The 20,179-nt window shown below is 70.3% G+C and carries 12 protein-coding genes, 1 tRNA gene and 1 rRNA gene; 12 read left to right on the forward strand and 2 right to left on the reverse strand.

Annotated elements, in window-relative coordinates; all coding sequences use genetic code 11:
- The 3 genes from rrf to ACWEQO_RS33100 form a co-directional block, all read left to right on the forward strand.
- Nucleotides 1–87 (forward strand): 5S ribosomal RNA (rrf, locus tag ACWEQO_RS33090); the annotation flags it as partial.
- Between the two features lie 114 nt (nucleotides 88–201).
- Nucleotides 202–864: a DegT/DnrJ/EryC1/StrS family aminotransferase gene (locus ACWEQO_RS33095; RefSeq protein WP_452986288.1), complete on the forward strand. Its 663-nt coding sequence runs from the start codon at nucleotides 202–204 to the stop codon at nucleotides 862–864.
- A gap of 87 nt (nucleotides 865–951) precedes the next feature.
- Nucleotides 952–1,024, forward strand: a tRNA-Thr gene (locus ACWEQO_RS33100).
- 52 nt (nucleotides 1,025–1,076) lie between these two features.
- On the opposite strand, the gene ACWEQO_RS33105 is transcribed toward ACWEQO_RS33100, so the two are convergent.
- Nucleotides 1,077–3,809, reverse strand: a complete 2,733-nt coding sequence (locus ACWEQO_RS33105) for a SpoIIE family protein phosphatase (protein ID WP_361461815.1) — start codon at nucleotides 3,807–3,809, stop codon at nucleotides 1,077–1,079.
- A gap of 446 nt (nucleotides 3,810–4,255) precedes the next feature.
- On the opposite strand from ACWEQO_RS33105, the gene ACWEQO_RS33110 reads away from it, so the two are divergent.
- From ACWEQO_RS33110 to ACWEQO_RS33150, 9 genes are all read left to right on the forward strand, one after another.
- Nucleotides 4,256–9,778, forward strand: a complete 5,523-nt coding sequence (locus tag ACWEQO_RS33110) for a HAMP domain-containing protein (protein WP_452986280.1) — start codon at nucleotides 4,256–4,258, stop codon at nucleotides 9,776–9,778.
- Between the two features lie 346 nt (nucleotides 9,779–10,124).
- A complete protein-coding gene (locus tag ACWEQO_RS33115) occupies nucleotides 10,125–10,802 on the forward strand; it encodes a response regulator (RefSeq protein WP_361461818.1) in 678 nt (225 codons plus the stop codon).
- Between the two features lie 144 nt (nucleotides 10,803–10,946).
- A complete protein-coding gene (locus ACWEQO_RS33120; protein ID WP_452986281.1) occupies nucleotides 10,947–13,724 on the forward strand; it encodes a DNA translocase FtsK in 2,778 nt (925 codons plus the stop codon).
- A 248-nt stretch (nucleotides 13,725–13,972) separates the two neighbouring features.
- Nucleotides 13,973–14,803, forward strand: coding sequence for a helix-turn-helix domain-containing protein (locus ACWEQO_RS33125; RefSeq protein WP_361461824.1), 831 nt, complete (start codon nucleotides 13,973–13,975; stop codon nucleotides 14,801–14,803).
- Nucleotides 14,804–14,911: 108 nt separating this feature from the next.
- Nucleotides 14,912–16,387 (forward strand): 30S ribosomal protein S12 methylthiotransferase RimO, encoded by a 1,476-nt coding sequence (gene rimO / locus ACWEQO_RS33130; protein WP_452986282.1) that lies wholly within the window; start codon nucleotides 14,912–14,914, stop codon nucleotides 16,385–16,387.
- A complete protein-coding gene (pgsA, locus tag ACWEQO_RS33135) occupies nucleotides 16,384–17,211 on the forward strand; it encodes a CDP-diacylglycerol--glycerol-3-phosphate 3-phosphatidyltransferase (RefSeq protein WP_361461830.1) in 828 nt (275 codons plus the stop codon). Before rimO ends, pgsA begins: the two co-directional genes overlap by 4 nt.
- A complete protein-coding gene (locus ACWEQO_RS33140) occupies nucleotides 17,208–17,753 on the forward strand; it encodes a CinA family protein (RefSeq protein WP_361461832.1) in 546 nt (181 codons plus the stop codon). The genes pgsA and ACWEQO_RS33140 overlap by 4 nt, the downstream gene beginning before the upstream one ends.
- 109 nt (nucleotides 17,754–17,862) lie before the next feature.
- Nucleotides 17,863–18,243: a helix-turn-helix domain-containing protein gene (locus ACWEQO_RS33145; RefSeq protein WP_109380085.1), complete on the forward strand. Its 381-nt coding sequence runs from the start codon at nucleotides 17,863–17,865 to the stop codon at nucleotides 18,241–18,243.
- Nucleotides 18,244–18,424: 181 nt separating this feature from the next.
- Nucleotides 18,425–18,895: a Dps family protein gene (locus ACWEQO_RS33150; RefSeq protein WP_361461835.1), complete on the forward strand. Its 471-nt coding sequence runs from the start codon at nucleotides 18,425–18,427 to the stop codon at nucleotides 18,893–18,895.
- A 382-nt stretch (nucleotides 18,896–19,277) separates the two neighbouring features.
- Here the strand turns inward: ACWEQO_RS33150 and ACWEQO_RS33155 are convergent, their stop codons facing one another.
- Nucleotides 19,278–20,147, reverse strand: a complete 870-nt coding sequence (locus ACWEQO_RS33155) for an Fpg/Nei family DNA glycosylase (protein WP_452986283.1) — start codon at nucleotides 20,145–20,147, stop codon at nucleotides 19,278–19,280.
- Between the last annotated feature and the right edge of the window lie 32 nt (nucleotides 20,148–20,179).

Below are 20,179 nucleotides of genomic sequence, written 5' to 3' on the forward strand. Positions count from 1 at the left end.
GGTTACATTCCGAACCCGGAAGCTAAGCCCCAGAGCGCCGATGGTACTGCAGGGGGGACCCTGTGGGAGAGTAGGACGCCGCCGAACAATTTGTGACAGGGTTGGACCCCGAACTTCGGTTCGGGGTCCAACCCTTTTTTGTTCTGCGTCACTTGAAGTTCACGTCGTGCCACGAGCATCCATCCCATGGGTACTGCTGCACTGCTCAGGGCCGCCGGTGTCGGAGTCGGTGACGAGGTGGTCGTGTCCGCCTTCGGGAACGTGGAAGTCGCCGAGGCCGTCACCCTTGCCGGCGCGTTGCCGGTGTTCGCCGAGATAGATCCGGTGACCTACTGCCTTGCACCGGCGGCCGTGGAAGCCGCCATAACTCCGCGGACGGCAGCCGTTGTTGCCGTCCACCGCTTCGGCAGACAGGCCGACATCGCCCGGCTGCACATCCTCGGGCAGCGGCACGGCCTGCTGATACTGGAGCGCGGGGAGTCCGAGGGGGCGTACGACGAGATCGCTCGGCGCAGGGCGCGGGCGGCCTATCTCGACGTGAAACTGCGAGGTGTCCGAACGCCCGACGGCGGCGACGGGCACACCTACCAGCAGTACGTCGTGCGAGTTCCCGGCAACGGGCGCCCGGACCGGGACGCTTTCGCGCAAGCCGTACGGGCCAAGGGAGTTGACTGCAGGGTGCCGGTGAAGACGCCCGTGCACCGGCTGCCCGGGTTCCGGCGGTGCGTGTCTCTGCCCGAGACCGAGCGGGCCGCCGACGAGACGCTGGCCCTGCCCGTGGACGCCGTGCTGACCAAGCGGGACATGCAGCGTGTGGCGTCGGCCTGTAACGCGCTGGGCGGGCTGCTCCAGACGGCTCTCTGAGCTCTCTGAGTCGTGGTTGGGAGCACCGGGCCGGTCAGGGTATGATCTATTCCGTTGCCGCAGCGGGAAACCGCAGAGCGGCAGCAGGCCCCTATAGCTCAGTCGGCAGAGCGTCTCCATGGTAAGGAGAAGGTCAACGGTTCGATTCCGTTTGGGGGCTCCGACAGAAAGGCCCCGCCCACAAGGGCGGGGCCTTTCTCATGCCCTGCTGCTCAGTCCTGGTGGAGGCCCGGGACGCGCATGGCGAGGATCGCCATGTCGTCGGAGGGGGCGTCGGAGGCGAAGCGTTCCACGGCGCGCATGATGCGGGCGGCGACCGCCCCCGCGGTGAGGCCCGTGCAGGTCGTCAGGACTTCGGCGAGGCCGTCGTCACCCAGCATGTTCAGGCCCTCACGGCGCTCGGTGACACCGTCGGTGACGCACAGCAGGACGTCGCCCGGGTCGAGGGTGACCGTCTGCTCGTACAGGTCCAGGTCCTCGAGGACACCGAGGAGGGGCTGCGGTTCGGCGGCGGGTTCCACGGTGCCGTCCTGGCGCAGGCGCAGCGGGAGGGGGTGGCCCGCGCACACCACCTTCAACTCCGCGCTGCCGTCCTCCTGCGGGCGCAGCTCGCCGTAGAGGAGGGTGAGGAAGCGGCTGCGGGCGCCCTCGTCGAGGATGGCGGAGTTCAGGCGTTCGAGGACTGCCGGACCGCTGAGGCCCTCGCGGGCCAGCAGCCTCAGGGCGTGCCGGGCCAGTCCGGTGACGGCCGCGGCGTTCGGGCCCGTGCCGCAGACGTCGCCGATGGCGAAGCCGTAGGCGCCGTCGCTGATCGGGAACAGGTCGTAGAAGTCGCCGCCGACCTCGTTGCCCTCGCCGGCCGCTCGGTAGATGACCTCGACCTCGACGCCGTCGATCACGGGGAGTTCCGGCGGCAGGAGGCTGCGCTGGAGGGACTGGCTGATGGCCGTGCGCTCGGAGTAGAGGCGGGCGTTGTCCAGGGCCAGGGCGGCCCGGCGGGAGAGGTCCTCGGCGAGTTCCAGGATCTCCTGCCGGAAGTGTTCGTCGGTCGGTTTGCCGAGCGTCAGCATGCCGATGACGCGGTTGCGGGCGACCAGGGGGAGGACCACCGTCTCGCCACCCACCGCGGCGGCCGTGGTGAGGGTGGGGCCGATGCCGGGGGTGATCTGGTTGCTCAGGCCGAGGCTGCGCATGGAGGTGCGCAGGGCCGCCTGGTGGGCCACCTCGCCGGGCGCCGACCACACGCGGGCGCCGGGGGTGGGGACGGGCTCGGGCGGGGGCATCTTCGAGAGCAGGGACTTGATGCCGTCGATGAGTTCCTCGTCCTCGTGCAGGACGTAGGAGAGATAGGGGTCGGAGGCCTGGTCGGCGATCGTGTAGACGGCGCACCAGGTGGCCAGGGTGGGAACGGTCATCTGGGCCATGAGCGCCAGGGTCTGGTCGCGGTCCAGGGTGCCGGCCAGCAGGTCGGAGGCCTCGACGAGGAAGCTCAGTGAGCCGCGGCGCAGTCGTTCCAGCTCGCCCAGGCGGGCCGACTCAACGGCCAGGGCGATGCGGTCGGCGGCGAACTGCAGGCGCAGCGCCTCCTCGTTGGAGTATCTTCCGGCCCCCTCCGCGGCGACGCCGAGAGAGCCGGTGAGGCGGCCCTCGACCTTGAGCGGGACGGTGACGACCGAGCGCATGCCGGTGCCGTTGAGGAGGGGGACCGCGCCGGGCAGGGCGGCGAGGTCGTCGTGGACGGACGGCATCCGGGCGGAGCCGTAGCGGCCGGAGCCGGCCTCGACCGGGACGCGGGCGAAGCGCTGTCGGGTGGAGGGCAGGCCGGTGGAGGCGCGTACCTCGAGTTCGGTCTCGTCGTCGGTGGCGAGCAGGAGGAAGGCGGAGTCGCCGTCGAGCATGTCGCGGGCGCGTTCCACCGTGCGCTGGAGGAGGCTGTCGAGGTCGTCGGGGGCGGGCGAGCCGATGAACACCTCGAAGGGGTCGGTGCTCTGGTTCTCGGAGGTGTCGGAGGAGGTGACCCGCAACGGGGTCTGCAGGACGGCCCGTTCGTGGTCCCTGACGAGGAGGCACACGGTGGACGGGTCGCCGTCCGCGTCGCGGACGCGCAGGTGGGAGGCGTAGACGGGGATCACTCGACCGTGGGCGTCTCTTATGCCGTAGCTGCCTTCCCAGCGGGAGAGCCGGAGTGCCTCCGCGATGCCGGTGCCGGTGCCGGGAGTGTGCGGCCAGGCCGCGAGGTCGGTGAGCGGTTTGCCGGTGACCTGGTCGGCCCGGTAGTCGAAGAGCTCTTCCGCGTCCTCGTTCCAGGAGGAGATGGCGCCGGCCCGGTCGATCTGCACGACGGCGACGCGGACCCGGGTGTCGGCGATGGGCAGGAGGTCGGACGGCAGTGCCGGACCGGCCGCGCGGGTGCCCACCGGGCGCTCGGGAACGTCGAGTTGGAACCAGACGGTCTTGTAGGTGGGGCTGTACTCCACGCCCCAGCGGTCGGCCAGGGCCGCGCAGAGCTGGAGGCCGCGTCCGCCCTCGCGGTCGGGGCTGCCCATGCTGACGGCCGAGCCCTGGAGCGGTACTTCGCGTTCCGGATACCGGTCGGACACCTCGATCCGTACGCCGTCGTCGCCGCGCAGGCACAGGAGGTCGGCGGAGGTGCCGGCGTGGACCACGGCGTTGGTGACGAGCTCACTGGTGAGGACCACGGCGTCGTCGATGATGTCGGCGAACCCCCACCCCTGGAGGGTGTCGCGGACGAAGGCGCGGGCACTCGCGACCGACCGTCCGACGGGCTCGAAGCTGGCGGCCGCGCGCGCGGTGATCACAGAACTCCTCGGCCGGTTCTCTGCGGGCATGGTTCCATGGCCGACCGGTTCGTCCCGCTGGTGCGGCAGGCCGTTCGTCGGCCGTGGGTCCGGGGGCTGGTCCCCCGGGATCAGTCCGGTGGTCATGTGTGCGGCCGCCCTCCGATGCCCGCTCGACTCCGTGCCGGCCATCGCCCGGGCCGGACGGACCGGCGTGGCTGGACAGCCGCATGCAAGGTTACTTACCTTCGCGGTCCGAGCGGATGCCGGTCTGCGGTGTTTCCGCCCGGAGGTGTCCGAGGCCCGGAAGCCGTGCGGACGATGTGCGAAGCTGCCGAACTGTTATGGCCTGGTTCGGTGGGGGTGAAACACTGGGCAGGCTTGTCGTTGCGAAGGTCAGGACAGGCGGGGTGTCTTCCGTGCCGGGCGTGCAGTGGCCCCGGGTGGCACCCCGGCCGGCCGGGCAGGTATCGCGGCAGTACAAGAACATGCACGAGTAAGCAGAGTAAACAGTAGAGACAGCTTTCTCGGGTGCGCCGTGCGGTGGCGCCCGAGCACAAGCAGTGACGGTCGACCCCTGCGGGAGGGACACAGTGGAGTCTGGCGCAGCGACGCGGGGCACGAACACGCGCGCGAAGGGCGGACGGTCCCTGAGTGGGCAGGGCAGGGCGCGGGGCGGGACCACCGAGGTGGACTCGGCGGCCCTGAACCGTTTGATGGTGGCCCTGGTGGCGATGCGGGACGGCAACTTCCGCAAGCGGCTCACGGTGTCCGGTGACGGCCCGATGTCGGAGATCGCCGCGGTCTTCAACGAGGTGGCCGACCGCAATCTCCATCTGACGGGTGAGCTGGCGCGGGTGCGGCGCATGGTGGGGCGTGAGGGGAAGCTCACCGAGCGCCTGGAGACGGGGCCCTGCGAGGGTTCCTGGTCGACCGCGATCGACAACTCGAACGCGCTGGTGGACGACCTGGCACGGCCCGTTTCCGAGGTCAGCCGGGTGCTGTCGGCGGTGGCCGAGGGTGATCTGTCGCCACGGATGGAGTTGCGGACGCAGATCGCCGACGGTTCGGGGCAGCCGCTGCGCGGGGAGTTCCTGAAGGTCGGCCGTACCGTCAACAACCTGGTCGACCAGCTGTCGAGTTTCACCGACGAGGTCACCCGAGTGGCCAGCGAGGTCGGCACCGAGGGCAAGCTGGGCGGTCAGGCCCGGGTGCGCGGCATGTCCGGTTCGTGGAAGGACCTCACGGACTCGGTCAACACCATGGCGGAGCGGCTGACGGCGCAGGTGCGCGACATCGCGCTGGTGACGACGGCGGTGGCCCGCGGCGACCTGTCGCGCAAGGTCACCGTGCACGTCGAAGGCGAGATGCTGGAGCTGAAGAACACCGTCAACACGATGGTGGACCAGCTCTCGGCGTTCTCCTCCGAGGTGACGCGCGTCGCGCGTGAGGTGGGTACCGAGGGTGCGCTGGGCGGTCAGGCACAGGTGCCCGGGGTGGACGGCGTGTGGAAGGAACTCACCGATTCGGTGAACACCATGGCCGGGAACCTGACGGCCCAGGTGCGCGGGATCGCGGAGGTGACGACCGCCGTCGCCAACGGTGACCTGTCACGGAAGGTCACCGTGCCGGCGCGCGGCGAGGTCGCCCGGCTCGCCGAGACGATCAACCAGATGACCGAGACGCTGCGGATCTTCGCTGACGAGGTGACCCGGGTCGCCAACGAGGTCGGGGCCGAGGGGCAGCTGGGCGGTCAGGCGAACGTGCCGGGCGCCGCCGGTACCTGGAAGGACCTGACGGACTCCGTCAACACCGTGTTCCGGAACCTGACCACTCAGGTGAGGGACATCGCCGCCGTGACGACGGCGGTGGCCAACGGCGACCTGTCGCAGAAGGTCACCGTGGACGTGGCCGGCGAGATGCTGGAGCTGAAGAACACCGTCAACACGATGGTCGACCAGCTGTCCTCCTTCGGCGCCGAGGTCACGCGGGTGGCGCGCGAGGTCGGTGTCGAGGGTGAGCTGGGCGGTCAGGCGCAGGTGCCGGGGGCGGCGGGGACCTGGAAGGACCTGACGGACTCCGTCAACACCGCGTTCCGCAACCTCACCGGTCAGGTGAGGAACATCGCCCAGGTGACGACGGCGGTGGCCAACGGCGACCTGTCGCAGAAGGTCACCGTCGACGTCTCCGGTGAGATGCTCCAGCTGAAGAACACCGTCAACACGATGGTGGACCAGCTGTCGAGCTTCGCCGACCAGGTCACGCGCATGGCCCGGGACGTGGGCACGGAGGGCCGGCTGGGCGGTCAGGCCCGCGTGGACGGCGTGTCGGGCACCTGGAAGGAACTCACCGACTCCGTCAACTCGATGGCCTCCAATCTGACCGGCCAGGTGCGCAACATCGCCCAGGTCACCACGGCGGTCGCCCGGGGTGACCTGTCGCAGAAGATCACCGTGGACGCGCGCGGCGAGATCCTGGAGCTGAAGAACACCGTCAACACGATGGTGGACCAGCTGTCGAGCTTCGCCGACCAGGTCACCCGGGTGGCCCGTGAGGTGGGCACGGAGGGCCGGCTCGGCGGTCAGGCGCAGGTGCCCGGCGTCGCCGGGGTGTGGCGCGACCTCACCGACTCCGTGAACGGCATGGCCGGCAATCTCACCGCGCAGGTGCGCAACATCGCCCAGGTGGCGACGGCGGTGGCCCGGGGTGACCTGTCGCAGAAGATCACCGTGGACGCGCGCGGCGAGATCCTGGAGCTGAAGAACACCCTGAACACGATGGTGGATCAGCTGTCATCGTTCGCCGAGGAGGTCACGCGGGTGGCCCGTGAGGTGGGTACGGAGGGCCAGCTCGGCGGCCAGGCCGAGGTGCAGGGCGTCTCCGGCACCTGGAAGGACCTCACCCAGTCGGTGAACGGGATGGCGAACAACCTGACCCTCCAGGTGCGCAACATCGCCGAGGTCACCACCGCGGTGGCCCAGGGCGACCTGTCGAAGAAGATCACCGTCGACGCCAAGGGCGAGATCCTCGCGCTCGTCACCACCGTCAACACGATGGTGGACCAGCTCTCGTCGTTCGCCGAGCAGGTGACCAGGGTGGCGCGTGAGGTGGGCACCGAGGGCATCCTCGGCGGCCAGGCCCACGTGCCCGGGGTCACGGGCATCTGGAAGGACCTGAGCGACAACGTCAACCTGATGGCCAAGAACCTCACCACCCAGGTGCGGAACATCTCCGAGGTCTCCGCCGCGGTCGCCAACGGCGACCTGACGCGGCAGGTCACCATCGAGGCGCGCGGGGAGCTGGCGCAGCTCGCCGACACCATCAACATCATGGTGCGGACGCTGAGTTCGTTCGCCGAGCAGGTCACCAAGGTGGCCCGCGAGGTGGGTACGGACGGCATCCTCGGCGGTCAGGCGCACGTGCCGGGTGTGGCCGGTACGTGGAAGGACCTCACCGAGTCCGTGAACCGGATGGCGTCCAATCTGACCGGCCAGGTGCGCAACATCGCCATGGTGACCACGGCCATCGCCAAGGGCGACCTGACGAAGAAGATCGACATCGACGCGCGCGGCGAGATCCTGGAGCTGAAGACCACCATCAACACGATGGTCGACCAGCTGTCGAGCTTCGCCGAGGAGGTCACCCGGGTGGCCCGCGAGGTGGGTACGGAGGGCCAGCTCGGCGGCCAGGCACGCGTGCGGGACGTCGACGGCACCTGGCGGGACCTGACCGAGTCGGTGAACGAGATGGCCGGGAACCTGACCCGGCAGGTGCGTGCCATCGCGCGGGTGGCGACCGCGGTGACCCGCGGCGACCTGAATCTGAAGATCGACGTGGACGCGTCCGGGGAGATCCAGGAACTCCAGGACTACATCAACAAGATGATCGCCAACCTGCGCGACACCACGATCGCCAACAAGGAGCAGGACTGGCTGAAGGGCAATCTGGCCCGCATCTCCGCGCTGATGCAGGGGCGCCGGGACCTGGAGGACGTGGCCTCGCTGATCATGAGCGAGCTGACGCCCGTGGTCTCCGCGCAGCACGGCGCGTTCTTCCTCTCGATGCCGCTGGTCGACGGGGAGGACGTGAGCATCGCCGAGGACGACCAGTACGAACTGCGCATGCTCGGTTCGTACGGCTACTCGCTGGGCTCCATGCCGACGTCGTTCCGGCCCGGTGAGGGGCTCATCGGGACGGCCGCCATGGAGAAGCGCACGATCCTGGTGGCGGACGCGCCCAGTGGCTACCTGAAGATCTCCTCGGGGCTCGGGGAGGCGCCGCCGGCCCAGGTGATCGTGCTTCCGGTGCTCTTCGAGGGGACCGTGCTGGGCGTCATCGAACTGGCCTCCTTCACTCCGTTCACGCACATCCAGAAGGACTTCCTGAACCAGATCGCCGAGATGATCGCGACGAGCGTCAACACCATCTCGGTGAACACCAAGACGGAGCTGCTGCTGGCTCAGTCGCAGGAGCTGACCGAGCAACTCCGTGAGCGCTCGGCCGAGTTGGAGCAGCGGCAGAAGGCACTGCAGGCGTCCAATGCCGAACTGGAGGAGAAGGCCGAACTGTTGGCGCGGCAGAACCGCGACATCGAGGTGAAGAACACCGAGATCGAGGAGGCGCGTCAGGTCCTGGAGGAGCGTGCCGAACAACTCGCGGTCTCCATGCGCTACAAGAGCGAGTTCCTGGCCAACATGTCGCACGAGCTGCGGACGCCGCTCAACTCCCTGCTGATCCTGGCCAAGCTGCTCGCCGACAACGCCGAGGGGAACCTCTCCCCGAAGCAGGTCGAGTTCGCCGAGACCATCCACGGAGCGGGCTCCGACCTGCTGCAGCTGATCAACGACATCCTCGACCTGTCGAAGGTCGAGGCGGGCAAGATGGACGTCTCCCCGACGCGTATCGCGCTCGTCCAGCTCGTGGACTACGTGGAGGCCACCTTCCGGCCGCTGACCGCGGAGAAGGGCCTGGACCTGTCGGTCAGGGTCTCCCCGGAACTGCCGGGCACGCTGCACACCGACGAGCAGCGGCTGCTCCAGGTGCTGCGCAACCTGCTGTCGAACGCGGTGAAGTTCACCGACTCGGGGTCGGTCGAGCTGGTCATCCGGCCCGCCCGGGACGACGTTCCGCAGGCCATCCGGGAGCAGTTGCTGGAGGCCGGTTCGCTGACCGACCCGGACGCCGACCTGATCGCGTTCTCGGTGTCCGACACGGGCATCGGGATCGCCGCCAGCAAGATGCGGGTGATCTTCGAGGCGTTCAAGCAGGCGGACGGCACGACCAGCCGCAAGTACGGCGGTACGGGGCTCGGGCTGTCCATCTCGAGGGAGATCGCACAGCTGCTCGGTGGTGAGATCCACGCGCAGAGCGAACCGGGCCGCGGCTCGACGTTCACGCTGTATCTCCCGCTGTACCCGAGCGAGTTGCCCCCGCACGGTTACCAGCAGTCCATGCCGACGCTGGAGAGCGGCGGTCCGACGGCGTCGGTGGTGTCCGCCGGCCCCGCGGTGGTGACACCGGCCGAGGTGACGTCGTACCGGGAGACCCAGAGCGGTCCGGCCGCGCTGTTCCGGCGGCGCCGCAGGCCGCTGCCCCAGCTGGAGCGGCAGCCCGCGCCGCAGGCCCCCGGGCAGGGGTCCGGCTCGGAGCCGGAGCCGGAGCATGAGCAGGAGCCGGTGGCCCGGTCGCACCGCGGTATCCGGTTCGGCGGGCAGAAGGTGCTCATCGTCGACGACGACATCCGCAACGTGTTCGCGCTGACCAGCGTCCTGGAGCAGCACGGCCTTTCCGTGCTGTACGCGGAGAACGGCCGCGAGGGCATCGAGGTGCTGGAGCAGCACGACGACGTGGCGGTCGTCCTGATGGACATCATGATGCCCGAGATGGACGGTTACGCGACGACGACGGCGATCCGTCGGATGCCGCAGTTCGCGGGGCTCCCGATCATCGCGCTCACCGCGAAGGCGATGAAGGGCGACCGGGAGAAGGCGATCGAGTCGGGGGCCTCCGACTACGTGACGAAGCCCGTCGACCCGGATCACCTGCTGTCGGTGATGCAGGAATGGATGAGGGGCGCGGGAGGCGCGAGCGGTGCGAGGGGGCCTGAGGGGGCGTGAGGAGGATCTGAGGGCGACACCGCGGGAGTGGGGGCGCGTGGGCGGCGCCCCCACGGCGTGCGATGGTGGTGGAAGGCTTCGCCGCGCACGGGGGACCGCTGCCGTGGTGTGTGCGAAGTTGTGTAGAAGTACGTGATCCGGGGAACCTTCTGGTCTCCTGCCGCGTTTCCGCTACGTGCACAGTGACATCACGGTGACAGGGTGTGGCGACAGGCGGGGTGCGGCTACGATGACCGGCACAAGGACGGGCGGCGCAAGGGAGTCGTCCCCTGGAGCGGCACCCGCCGGTGCCCATCCAGGACCTGCGGACAGGGGAGGCCCCAAGCCGGGGCGAGGAGGGCGGGCCATGGTGCAGAAGGCCAAGATCCTCCTGGTCGATGACCGGCCGGAGAATCTGCTGGCGCTGGAGGCGATCCTCTCGGCGCTCGATCAGACGCTGGTACGGGCATCCTCCGGGGAGGAAGCGCTCAAGGCGCTGCTCACGGACGATTTCGCGGTCATCCTGCTGGATGTCCAGATGCCGGGCATGGACGGCTTCGAGACCGCGGCGCACATCAAGCGGCGGGAGCGGACCCGGGACATCCCGATCATCTTCCTCACCGCGATCAACCACGGTCCGCACCACACCTTCCGCGGCTACGCGGCAGGCGCGGTCGACTACATCTCCAAGCCGTTCGACCCGTGGGTGCTGCGCGCGAAGGTCTCGGTCTTCGTCGACCTGTACATGAAGAACTGCCAGCTGAGGGAGCAGGCGGGGCTGTTGCGGCTCCAGTTGGAGGGCGACGAGAAGGAGGCCGGGGAGCAGAAGGAGCCCGTCGGCCTGCTCGCCGAACTCTCCGCGCGGCTCGCGGCTGTCGAGGAACAGGCCGAGGCCCTGACCAAGCAGCTCAACGACGAATCCACCGACGCGGCCGCGGTGGCCACGGCGGCCCACCTGGAGCGCAAGCTCACGGGGTTGCGGCGCGCGTTGGACGCGCTGGAGCCGGGCACGGGACCCGCGTCGCCGATGCCGTCGCAGAACTGACCGGCGGGGTACGGCTCTTGCCGCTCACCCGCCGCGGTCCCGAGGTGAGGCGGCGTCAGTTCGGCACCCCTGTCGAAGCGACACGAACGGGTGAAGCGTCTGGCACGCGTGTCCACAGGCGTCTCCACCGGTAACCTCACCCCCATGGCCTCACGTCCCTCCGCCGCCAAGAAGCCGCCCGCGAAGAAGGCGGCTGCTTCCGCGAAGGCTCCGGCGAAGAAGGCCGCCGCGAAGAAGCCGCCCGCGAAGAAGACCGCGGCCGGAAAAGCCGCCGCGGCCAAGAGGGCCGCGGCGAGGAAGCCCGCGCCCAGACCTGCTCCCAGCCCGACGGGCGGCCTCTACCGCCTGGTGCGCGCCCTGTGGCTCGGCCTGGCGCACGCCGTCGGAGCGGTCTTCCGCGGCATAGGGCAGGGCGCCAGGAACCTCGACCCCGCCCACCGCAAGGACGGCCTCGCGCTGCTGCTGCTCGGCATCGGCCTCGTCGTCGCCGCGGGCACCTGGGCCGACCTCGAGGGGCCCGTGGGCGACCTCGTGGAGATCCTGGTCACCGGTGCCTTCGGCCGGCTCGACCTGCTGGTGCCGATCCTGATCGGGGTCGTCGCCGTGCGCCTCATCCGGCACCCGGAGAAGCCGGAGGCCAACGGCCGCATCGTCATCGGTCTGTCGGCCCTCCTCATCGGGGTGCTCGGCCAGATCCACATCGCCTGCGGCTCGCCCGCCCGCAGCGAGGGCATGCACGCCATACGGGACGCCGGCGGGCTCATCGGCTGGGGCGTGTCCACGCCGCTCTCGTACACCGTGACCGATGTGCTCGCCGTGCCCCTGCTGGTGCTGCTCACCGTCTTCGGTCTGCTGGTCGTCACGGCCACCCCGGTCAACGCCGTCCCGCAGCGACTGCGGCTGCTCGGCACCCGGCTGGGGCTCGTCCACGACCGGACAACGGAGCAGTACGCCGAGTACGGCGAGTACAGCGGCGACGACGAGCGTTACGAGGAGCAGTGGCGCGAGGCGCTGCCCGCGAGCCGCCGGGGCCGCGGACGGGCGCCCCAGGAGCACGAACCCGGCGCCCCCGGCGGCGCGGAGCAGGAAGCGCTCTCCCGGCGGCGCTCCCGCCCGCGCCGGTCCGCGGTGCCGCAGCCCGACACGGACCGGCCGATGGACGCCGTGGACGTGGCCGCCGCTGCCGCCGCCGCGCTCGACGGCGCGGTGCTGCACGGGATGCCGCCCTCGCCGATCGTCGCCGACCTCACCCAGGGCGTACGCGCGGGGGACCGCGAGCCGACCACGCCGACACCGGTCCCGGTCGCCCGTCCCCGGCAGGAGAGGCCGCGGGAGGACGAACCGAAGCGGGAGAAGCCCAGGGCGGGCATCCTGGACATGACGAAGGCGCCGCCCGCCGAACCCCGGGACCTGCCCGCCCGCGCGGAGCAACTCCGGCTCTCCGGTGACATCACCTACTCGCTGCCCTCCCTCGGCCTGCTCCAGCGCGGCGGCCCGGGCAAGGCGCGCAGCGCGGCCAACGACGTCGTGGTCGACGCTCTGCGGAAGGTCTTCACCGAGTTCAAGGTGGACGCCGACGTCACCGGCTTCACCCGCGGCCCGACCGTCACCCGCTATGTGGTGGAACTCGGACCGGCCGTCAAGGTCGAGCGGGTGACCGCGCTGACGAAGAACATCGCGTACGCCGTCGCCAGCCCCGACGTACGCATCATCAGCCCCATTCCCGGAAAGTCCGCCGTCGGCATCGAGATCCCGAACACCGACCGGGAGATGGTCAACCTCGGCGACGTCCTGCGGCTCGCGGAGTCCGCCGAGGACGACGACCCGATGCTGGTCGCCTTCGGCAAGGACGTCGAGGGCGGCTACGTCATGCACTCGCTGGCGAAGATGCCGCACATCCTGGTCGCCGGCGCCACCGGCTCCGGCAAGTCGTCCTGCATCAACTGCCTGATCACGTCGGTGATGATGCGGGCGACACCGGAGGACGTCCGGATGATCCTGGTCGACCCCAAGCGCGTGGAGCTCACCGCCTACGAGGGCATCCCGCACCTGATCACACCGATCATCACCAACCCCAAGCGGGCCGCCGAGGCGCTCCAGTGGGTCGTCCGCGAGATGGACCTGCGCTACGACGACCTGGCCGCCTACGGGTACCGGCACATCGACGACTTCAACCGCGCGGTGCGCGCCGGCAAGGTCGAGCCTCCGGAGGGCAGCGAGCGCGAACTCCAGCCGTACCCGTACCTGCTGGTGATCGTCGACGAGCTGGCCGACCTGATGATGGTCGCCCCGCGCGACGTCGAGGACGCCATCGTGCGCATCACGCAGCTCGCGCGGGCGGCCGGTATCCACCTGGTGCTCGCCACGCAGCGGCCCTCGGTCGACGTCGTCACCGGTCTGATCAAGGCCAACGTGCCCTCCCGGCTCGCGTTCGCCACCTCGTCCCTCGCGGACTCGCGGGTCATCCTCGACCAGCCCGGGGCCGAGAAGCTGATCGGCAAGGGCGACGGCCTCTTCCTGCCGATGGGGGCGAGCAAACCCACCCGCATGCAGGGTGCGTTCGTGACCGAGGAAGAGATCGCCGGTGTCGTCCGGCACTGCAAGGAGCAGATGACGCCCGTCTTCCGGGAGGACGTCGTCGTCGGGACCCAGCAGAAGAAGGAGATCGACGAGGACATCGGCGACGACCTCGACCTGCTGTGCCAGGCGGCCGAACTGGTCGTCTCCACCCAGTTCGGGTCGACGTCCATGCTCCAGCGCAAGCTGCGCGTGGGCTTCGCGAAGGCCGGTCGGCTCATGGACCTCATGGAGTCCCGGAACATCGTCGGGCCGAGCGAGGGTTCGAAGGCGCGTGACGTTCTGGTGAAGGCCGACGAACTGGATGGAGTGCTCGCGCTGATCCGGGGGGAGTCTGAAGGGTAGGAGGGACACGGCCGTTGCTCCGCAGCAGCCGGACGGCGGATCGTGACCCACCCGTGAGGGAGCGCCGCGCAACCGTTTCCCCTCTCCGTACGTCAACGTGAGGGAAGTGCCGCAACGCAGTTCCACCATCGGTGTGCAGGGCCATTCCGATGGCGTACAAAGCACCACCGTCCGGTTGCCCCATCCTTTTGTCATCCCCCTAGACTGAATTTCCAGCACAGGTGGCTACACGCTCGAAAGGCGCCCCCGTGTCCATCGGCAACTCCCCTGAAGACGAGCGTCCGTTCGAAGACGTATCCGAGGAAGCCCGCCCCTCCGTCGGCCGTGCGCTGCAGCAGGCGCGCATCGCCGCCGGCCTCACCGTCGACGACGTCACCACCGCCACCCGGGTCCGCATCGCCATCGTGCGCGCCATCGAGGCGGACGACTTCGAGCCCTGCGGCGGCGACGTCTACGCGCGCGGGCACATCCGGACCCTGGCCAGGGCCGTACGACTCGACCCCGCTCCGCTGATCGCCCAGTACGAGGCCGAGCACGGAGGCCGCCCGGCCCCCACCCCGGCCTCGCCCCTGTTCGAGGCGGAACGCATCCGTCCGGAGCGGCGCGGACCCAACTGGACCGCGGCCATGGTCGCCGCGATCGTCGCCGTGGTCGGCTTCGTCGGGTTCACCATGGTCAAGGGCGGCGACGAGGGCGGCAAGGAGAACGTCGCCGACGGAGCCACCCCCAGTACGTCCGCCCCGGCCACCCCCAAGTCCGAGAAGCCCGCCGACCCCGAGCCGGAACCCTCGGACAGCGCCATCGCGGCCGCTCCGCAGGACAAGGTGACCGTCATGGTGAGCGCCCCCGACGGGCGCAGCTGGATCTCCGCCAAGGACCACAGCGGCCGGCTGCTCTTCGACGGGCTGCTCAAGCAGGGCGAGTCCAAGACCTTCCAGGACAGCACCAAGATCAACCTGGTACTCGGTGACGCCGGCGCGATCGACCTCTTCGTCAACGGCAAGAAGATCGAGGACGACTGGCAGCCGGGGGCCGTGGAGCGCCTCACCTACACGAAGGGCGACCCGCAGGCCGGATAGCCGGATGCGGACGCCGCCCCGCCGACCGGGGCCGGCCCGGACGGGCCGGCCCCGGTCGGCCAACCCCGTCGACGAGGGGTGTCGGCGGGACGAAGTAGTCTTGAGCCCATGCCTGAACGCCGCACCGTCGCACTCGTCACCCTTGGCTGCGCCCGTAACGAGGTGGACTCGGAGGAGCTCGCAGGCCGTTTGGAGGCGGACGGCTGGCAGCTCGTGGAGGACGCCGGAGAAGCGGACGTCGCCGTCGTGAACACCTGCGGCTTCGTCGAAGCCGCCAAGAAGGACTCCGTCGACGCCCTCCTGGAGGCCAACGACCTCAAGGGTCACGGAAGAACGCAGGCCGTGGTGGCGGTGGGCTGCATGGCCGAGCGGTACGGCAAGGAGCTGGCCGAGGCGCTCCCCGAGGCCGACGGCGTGCTCGGCTTCGACGACTACACCGACATCTCGGACCGCCTCCAGACCATCCTGAACGGCGGCATCCACGCCTCCCACACCCCCCGTGACCGGCGCAAGCTGCTGCCGATCAGCCCGGCCGAGCGCCAGGAGTCGGCCCCGTCCGTCGCGCTGCCGGGGCACGGCCCGGTGGACCTCCCCGACGGCGTCGCCCCGGCCTCCGGACCCCGCGCGCCCCTGCGGCGCCGGCTGGACGGCGCCCCGGTCGCCTCGGTGAAGCTCGCCTCCGGCTGCGACCGGCGCTGCTCCTTCTGCGCCATCCCGTCCTTCCGCGGCTCCTTCATCTCGCGCCGCCCCAGCGACGTGCTGAACGAGACCCGGTGGCTGGCCGAGCAGGGCGTGAAGGAGATCATGCTGGTCTCCGAGAACAACACCTCCTACGGCAAGGACCTCGGCGACATCCGCCTGCTGGAGTCCCTGCTGCCCGAACTCGCCGAGGTCGACGGCATCGAGCGGGTCCGCGTCAGCTACCTCCAGCCCGCCGAGATGCGCCCCGGCCTGATCGACGTGCTGACCTCCACACCGGGGGTCGTCCCGTACTTCGACCTGTCCTTCCAGCACTCCGCGCCCGGCGTGCTGCGCGCGATGCGCCGCTTCGGCGACACCGACCGCTTCCTGGAGCTCCTCGACACCATCCGGGGCAAGGCGCCCGAGGCCGGTGTGCGCTCCAACTTCATCGTCGGCTTCCCCGGCGAGTCCGAGGCCGACCTCGCCGAGCTCGAGCGGTTCCTGAACCACGCCCGGCTGGACGCCATCGGCGTCTTCGGCTACTCCGACGAGGAGGGCACCGAAGCGGCGACGTACGAGCACAAGCTGGACGAGGACGTCGTCGCCGAGCGGCTGGCGCATGTCTCCCGGATGGCCGAGGAACTCGTCTCGCAGCGCGCCGAGGAGCGGGTCGGCGAGACCGTGCACGTGCTGGTGGAGTCCGTCGACGACGAGGAGGGCGTGTACGGGCGTGCGGCGCACCAGGCCCCCGAGACGGACGGCCAGGTGCTGCTCACGAGCGGCACGGGTCTGCGTCCGGGCCGTATGGTCGAGGCGAAGGTCGTCGGCACGGAGGGTGTCGACCTGGTGGCCGAGCCGCTCTTCCAGGCTTCGCCCGCGTTGAGTCAGGAGGCTGGCAGATGACGGGTGTCCCGGCATCCGCGGCGGGAGGCCCCTCCGGCGCGAGGAGGGCGCCGGCGAGTCCGGCGGGCCGTCCGAGGGCCGGTGGGACCGCGGGCGGTGACGCCTCCCGGACCTCGGTTTCCGGCGGCATGACCGACCGCGTCCCGGGCGGCGAGGGCAGTGGCCGCGGCGGTGACGACCGTGACCGCGACGGGCAGTCGGCGCGGGGCGGGAAGATCACGGCGGCGGCCGTGAACCAGGCCAGCGTCTGGAACGTCGCCAACCTGCTCACCATGCTCCGGCTGGTGCTCGTCCCGGCCTTCGTCGCCCTCATGCTCGCCGACGGCGGATACGACCCGGCCTGGCGCGCGTTCGCGTGGGCGGCCTTCGCCGTCGCCATGATCACCGATCTGTTCGACGGTCATCTGGCGCGCACCTACGACCTGGTCACCGACTTCGGCAAGATCGCCGACCCCATCGCCGACAAGGCGATCATGGGAGCGGCGCTGATCTGTCTCTCCTCGCTGGGCGACCTCCCCTGGTGGGTCACCGGTGTCATCCTCGGCCGGGAACTCGGCGTCACCCTGCTGCGTTTCCTGGTCATCCGCCACGGCGTGATCCCGGCGAGCCGCGGGGGCAAGCTCAAGACCCTCACCCAGGGCGTGGCCGTCGGCATGTACGTGCTGGCGTTGACCGGGTGGCTGGCCACCCTGCGGTTCTGGGTGATGGCGGCGGCCGTCGTGCTCACGGTCGTGACCGGACTCGACTACGTGAGGCAGGCCATGGTGCTGCGCAGGAAGGGAATCATCGAGCGCGAAGCGGCGTTGAAAGAGCCGGAAGCTTGAGTTCCCGGGCCGCCGAAGCAGTGCGACTACTCACCGTCAAGGGTGAGACGCTCGCCGTCGCCGAGTCGCTCACCGGCGGTCTGGTCGCGGCGGATATCACTTCCGTGCCCGGAGCCTCGAAGGTCTTCCGAGGCTCGGTGACGGCCTACGCCACCGAGCTGAAGCACGGACTGCTCGGCGTCGACGCCACTCTGCTGGCGCAGCGCGGAGCGGTGGATCCGCAGGTGGCGGCCGAGATGGCGGTCGGCGTCCGCAAGGCGCTGGGCGCCGACTGGGGCATCGCGACGACGGGTGTCGCCGGTCCCGATCCCCAGGACGGACAACCCGTCGGGACGGTCTATGTGGCGGTTTCCGGGCCGTCGCCGGCGGATTCCGTTTTTGCCGCCGGCGGAAAAGTGGAGCATCTGCGATTGAACGGCGACCGGGCGGAAATTCGTATGGAGAGTGTACGGAGCGTACTCGCACTGCTTCTCGAGGAGCTTGCGGGCGAACAGACCGGGAATGAGCGGGCACAGGATACGGAACGGAACGGGGGGTTTTGATGTTTGCAGCCCAGAGTGAACACGACATCGCTCCCCGCACGGCCGCAGCGCAAGGCGGTACGGTGGGGCGAGAAGGATCCGGATACACGGCCCGAGGAGGGAGCCACCGATGATTCTGCTCCGTCGCCTGCTGGGTGACGTGCTGCGTCGGCAGCGCCAACGTCAGGGCCGTACTCTGCGCGAAGTCTCCTCGTCCGCCCGAGTCTCACTCGGCTATCTCTCCGAGGTGGAGCGGGGGCAGAAAGAGGCTTCCTCCGAGCTGCTCTCCGCGATCTGCGACGCGCTGGACGTACGGATGTCCGAGCTCATGCGGGAAGTGAGCGACGAGCTCGCCCTCGCCGAGCTGGCCCGGTCGGCTGCGGCGACCCCCAGCGAACCCGTGCCCGCGTCGGTCCGTCCGATGCTGGGTTCCGTCTCGGTGACCGGCGTGCCACCGGAACGGGTGACCATCAAGGCGCCCGCCGAGGCGGTCGACGTCGTCGCCGCCTGAGCGGTGTGAAGGTACCAGAGGCCCCGGCCGGGGTCCTTCCGGAAGATCCGGAGGGGCGTCGCCGGGGTTTTCGCTTGTCCGAGGCTCCCCGGTGCGTGCGTTTGCCGGTCCGGTGCATGGCGGCGATGGTTGAGGGAACGAGGGAGAAATCCATACGCGGTGACCGGCCTTGGAGGCGCGGATGTACGTCGTGAAGAGCCCGTTGTCCGACGAGAACCTGAAGACCGTGTCCGAGGCGCTCCAGGGTGCCCTCGTCGACCTGGTGGACCTCGCCCTGGTGGCGAAGCAGATCCACTGGAACGTCGTCGGGCAGCGCTTCCGTTCCGTGCACCTGCAGCTCGACGAGGTGGTGACCCTCGCGCGGACGCACTCCGACACCGTGGCGGAGCGTTCCGCGGCCCTGGGCGTCTCACCCGACGGGCGTGCCGCGACGGTGGCCGTCGGCAGCGGCATCGGGGTGACGCCCGAGGGCTGGGTCGACGACACGGCCGCGGTGGGCGCCATGGTGGACGCCCTGGGCGCGGTGATCGAGCGGATGCGCGAGCGGGTCGGTGCGACCGCCGAGCCGGACCCGGTGAGCCAGGACATCCTCATCTCGGCGACGGCGGATCTCGAGAAGCAGCACTGGATGTTCCAGGCCGAGAACGGGTGACGTGGCCCCGGGCGCTGTGCTGAGCGGTGCGCCCGTGTGCCGGTGGTGCGCCCTGGCCGCCCGGACGAACGCCCCGGTAACCTCCGGGCCGGAGGTGCCGGAGGTGGGGCCATGAGGGTGCAGGCAGTTCGCTGGGGTGCGGCGCTGGGGTTCGGAGCGCTGTGGTGGTGGGCCGTGGCGAGGCTGTTGCTCGTACCCGAGACGGGGGTGCTGGAGGCGACGGTCGCGGCCGGGGGGTGGGGGCTGAGCGTGCTTCCGGTGCACTGCATGCCGAAGACGCGGGCCGAAGGAGCACTGGCGTCCGGGCGCTGGCGTCGGGCCTGGAACACGGGTGCGGCCACCGCGCCCGGGAGCGGCACACCGGACGGCACCGCCTCCGGGGTCACCGCGTCCGGGGCCGCCACGGCAACGCCGCGTTCCCGTCCGGGCGGGGAGCCCGGCCGACGGTGAAGGCCGGTCCGGGGGCCGGGCCCGGCTGGCAGGTGGGGCACCAGTAGGTGGGGCGCTCGCGGGAACCGTCGCCCTGGTCGGCCCGGCGGACCGGAGTGCGGCAGCGCAGACAGGGGCGGTCCGCGCGGCCGTAGACGAACAGCTCCTGGCCACGACGGCCGGTGGTACTGCGGACCGGGCGGTCGCGGTTGTGCATCAGCAGCTTCCTGGCGGACTCGGTCAGCTTCGCGGCGCGTTCGGCGGACAGTTCGCCGACGGGCAGCCAGGGCGTGACACCGAGCAGGAAACAGAGCTCGCTCTTGTACACGTTGCCGATGCCGGCGAGGTTGCGCTGGTCCAGCAGGGCTTCGCCGAGCGGGCGGGCAGGGTCCCGGAGCAGGTTCGCCAGCGCCAGGCCGGGATCCCAGTCGGGGCCCAGGAGGTCGGGGCCGAGGTGGCCGACCACACGGTTCTCGTCGGTGGTGCGCAGGAGTTCGAGGACGGGCAGGCGGTAGCCGACGGCGGTGCGGTCGGTGTTGCCCAGGATCGCGCGGATCTGGTGGGCGGGGCCGCCACCCCAGTGCTGCCCGTGCGCGTACACCCGCCAGGAGCCGTCCATCCGCAGGTGCGAGTGCAGGGTCAGACCGCCCTCGACACGGGTGAGCAGGTGCTTGCCGCGCGAGGTGACGTCCAGGACGGCGCGGCCGGTCAGGTCGGTCGTGGCGAACCGGGGCACCCGCAGGTCGCTGCGGGTCAGCACCGTGCCGGCGAGGGCGTCGTGCAGCCGTCGCGCGGCCTGCCAGACGGTGTCTCCTTCGGGCATGGGGCAAGGGTCGCACGCTCTCGTGCGGCGGG

Source organism: Streptomyces sp. NPDC004051 (assembly GCF_053604275.1).

Bases quoted from the DNA above. Each gene is read 5' to 3' on its own strand.
- ACWEQO_RS33105 (WP_361461815.1), bottom strand. From the start codon at position 3,809: ATGACCACCGGACTGATCCCGGGGGACCAGCCCCCGGACCCACGGCCG.
- ACWEQO_RS33155 (WP_452986283.1), bottom strand. From the start codon at position 20,147: ATGCCCGAAGGAGACACCGTCTGGCAGGCCGCGCGACGGCTGCACGAC.
- ACWEQO_RS33115 (WP_361461818.1), top strand. From the start codon at position 10,125: ATGGTGCAGAAGGCCAAGATCCTCCTGGTCGATGACCGGCCGGAGAAT.
- ACWEQO_RS33120 (WP_452986281.1), top strand. From the start codon at position 10,947: ATGGCCTCACGTCCCTCCGCCGCCAAGAAGCCGCCCGCGAAGAAGGCG.
- rimO (WP_452986282.1), top strand. From the start codon at position 14,912: ATGCCTGAACGCCGCACCGTCGCACTCGTCACCCTTGGCTGCGCCCGT.
- ACWEQO_RS33150 (WP_361461835.1), top strand. From the start codon at position 18,425: ATGTACGTCGTGAAGAGCCCGTTGTCCGACGAGAACCTGAAGACCGTG.
- pgsA (WP_361461830.1), top strand. From the start codon at position 16,384: ATGACGGGTGTCCCGGCATCCGCGGCGGGAGGCCCCTCCGGCGCGAGG.
- ACWEQO_RS33145 (WP_109380085.1), top strand. From the start codon at position 17,863: ATGATTCTGCTCCGTCGCCTGCTGGGTGACGTGCTGCGTCGGCAGCGC.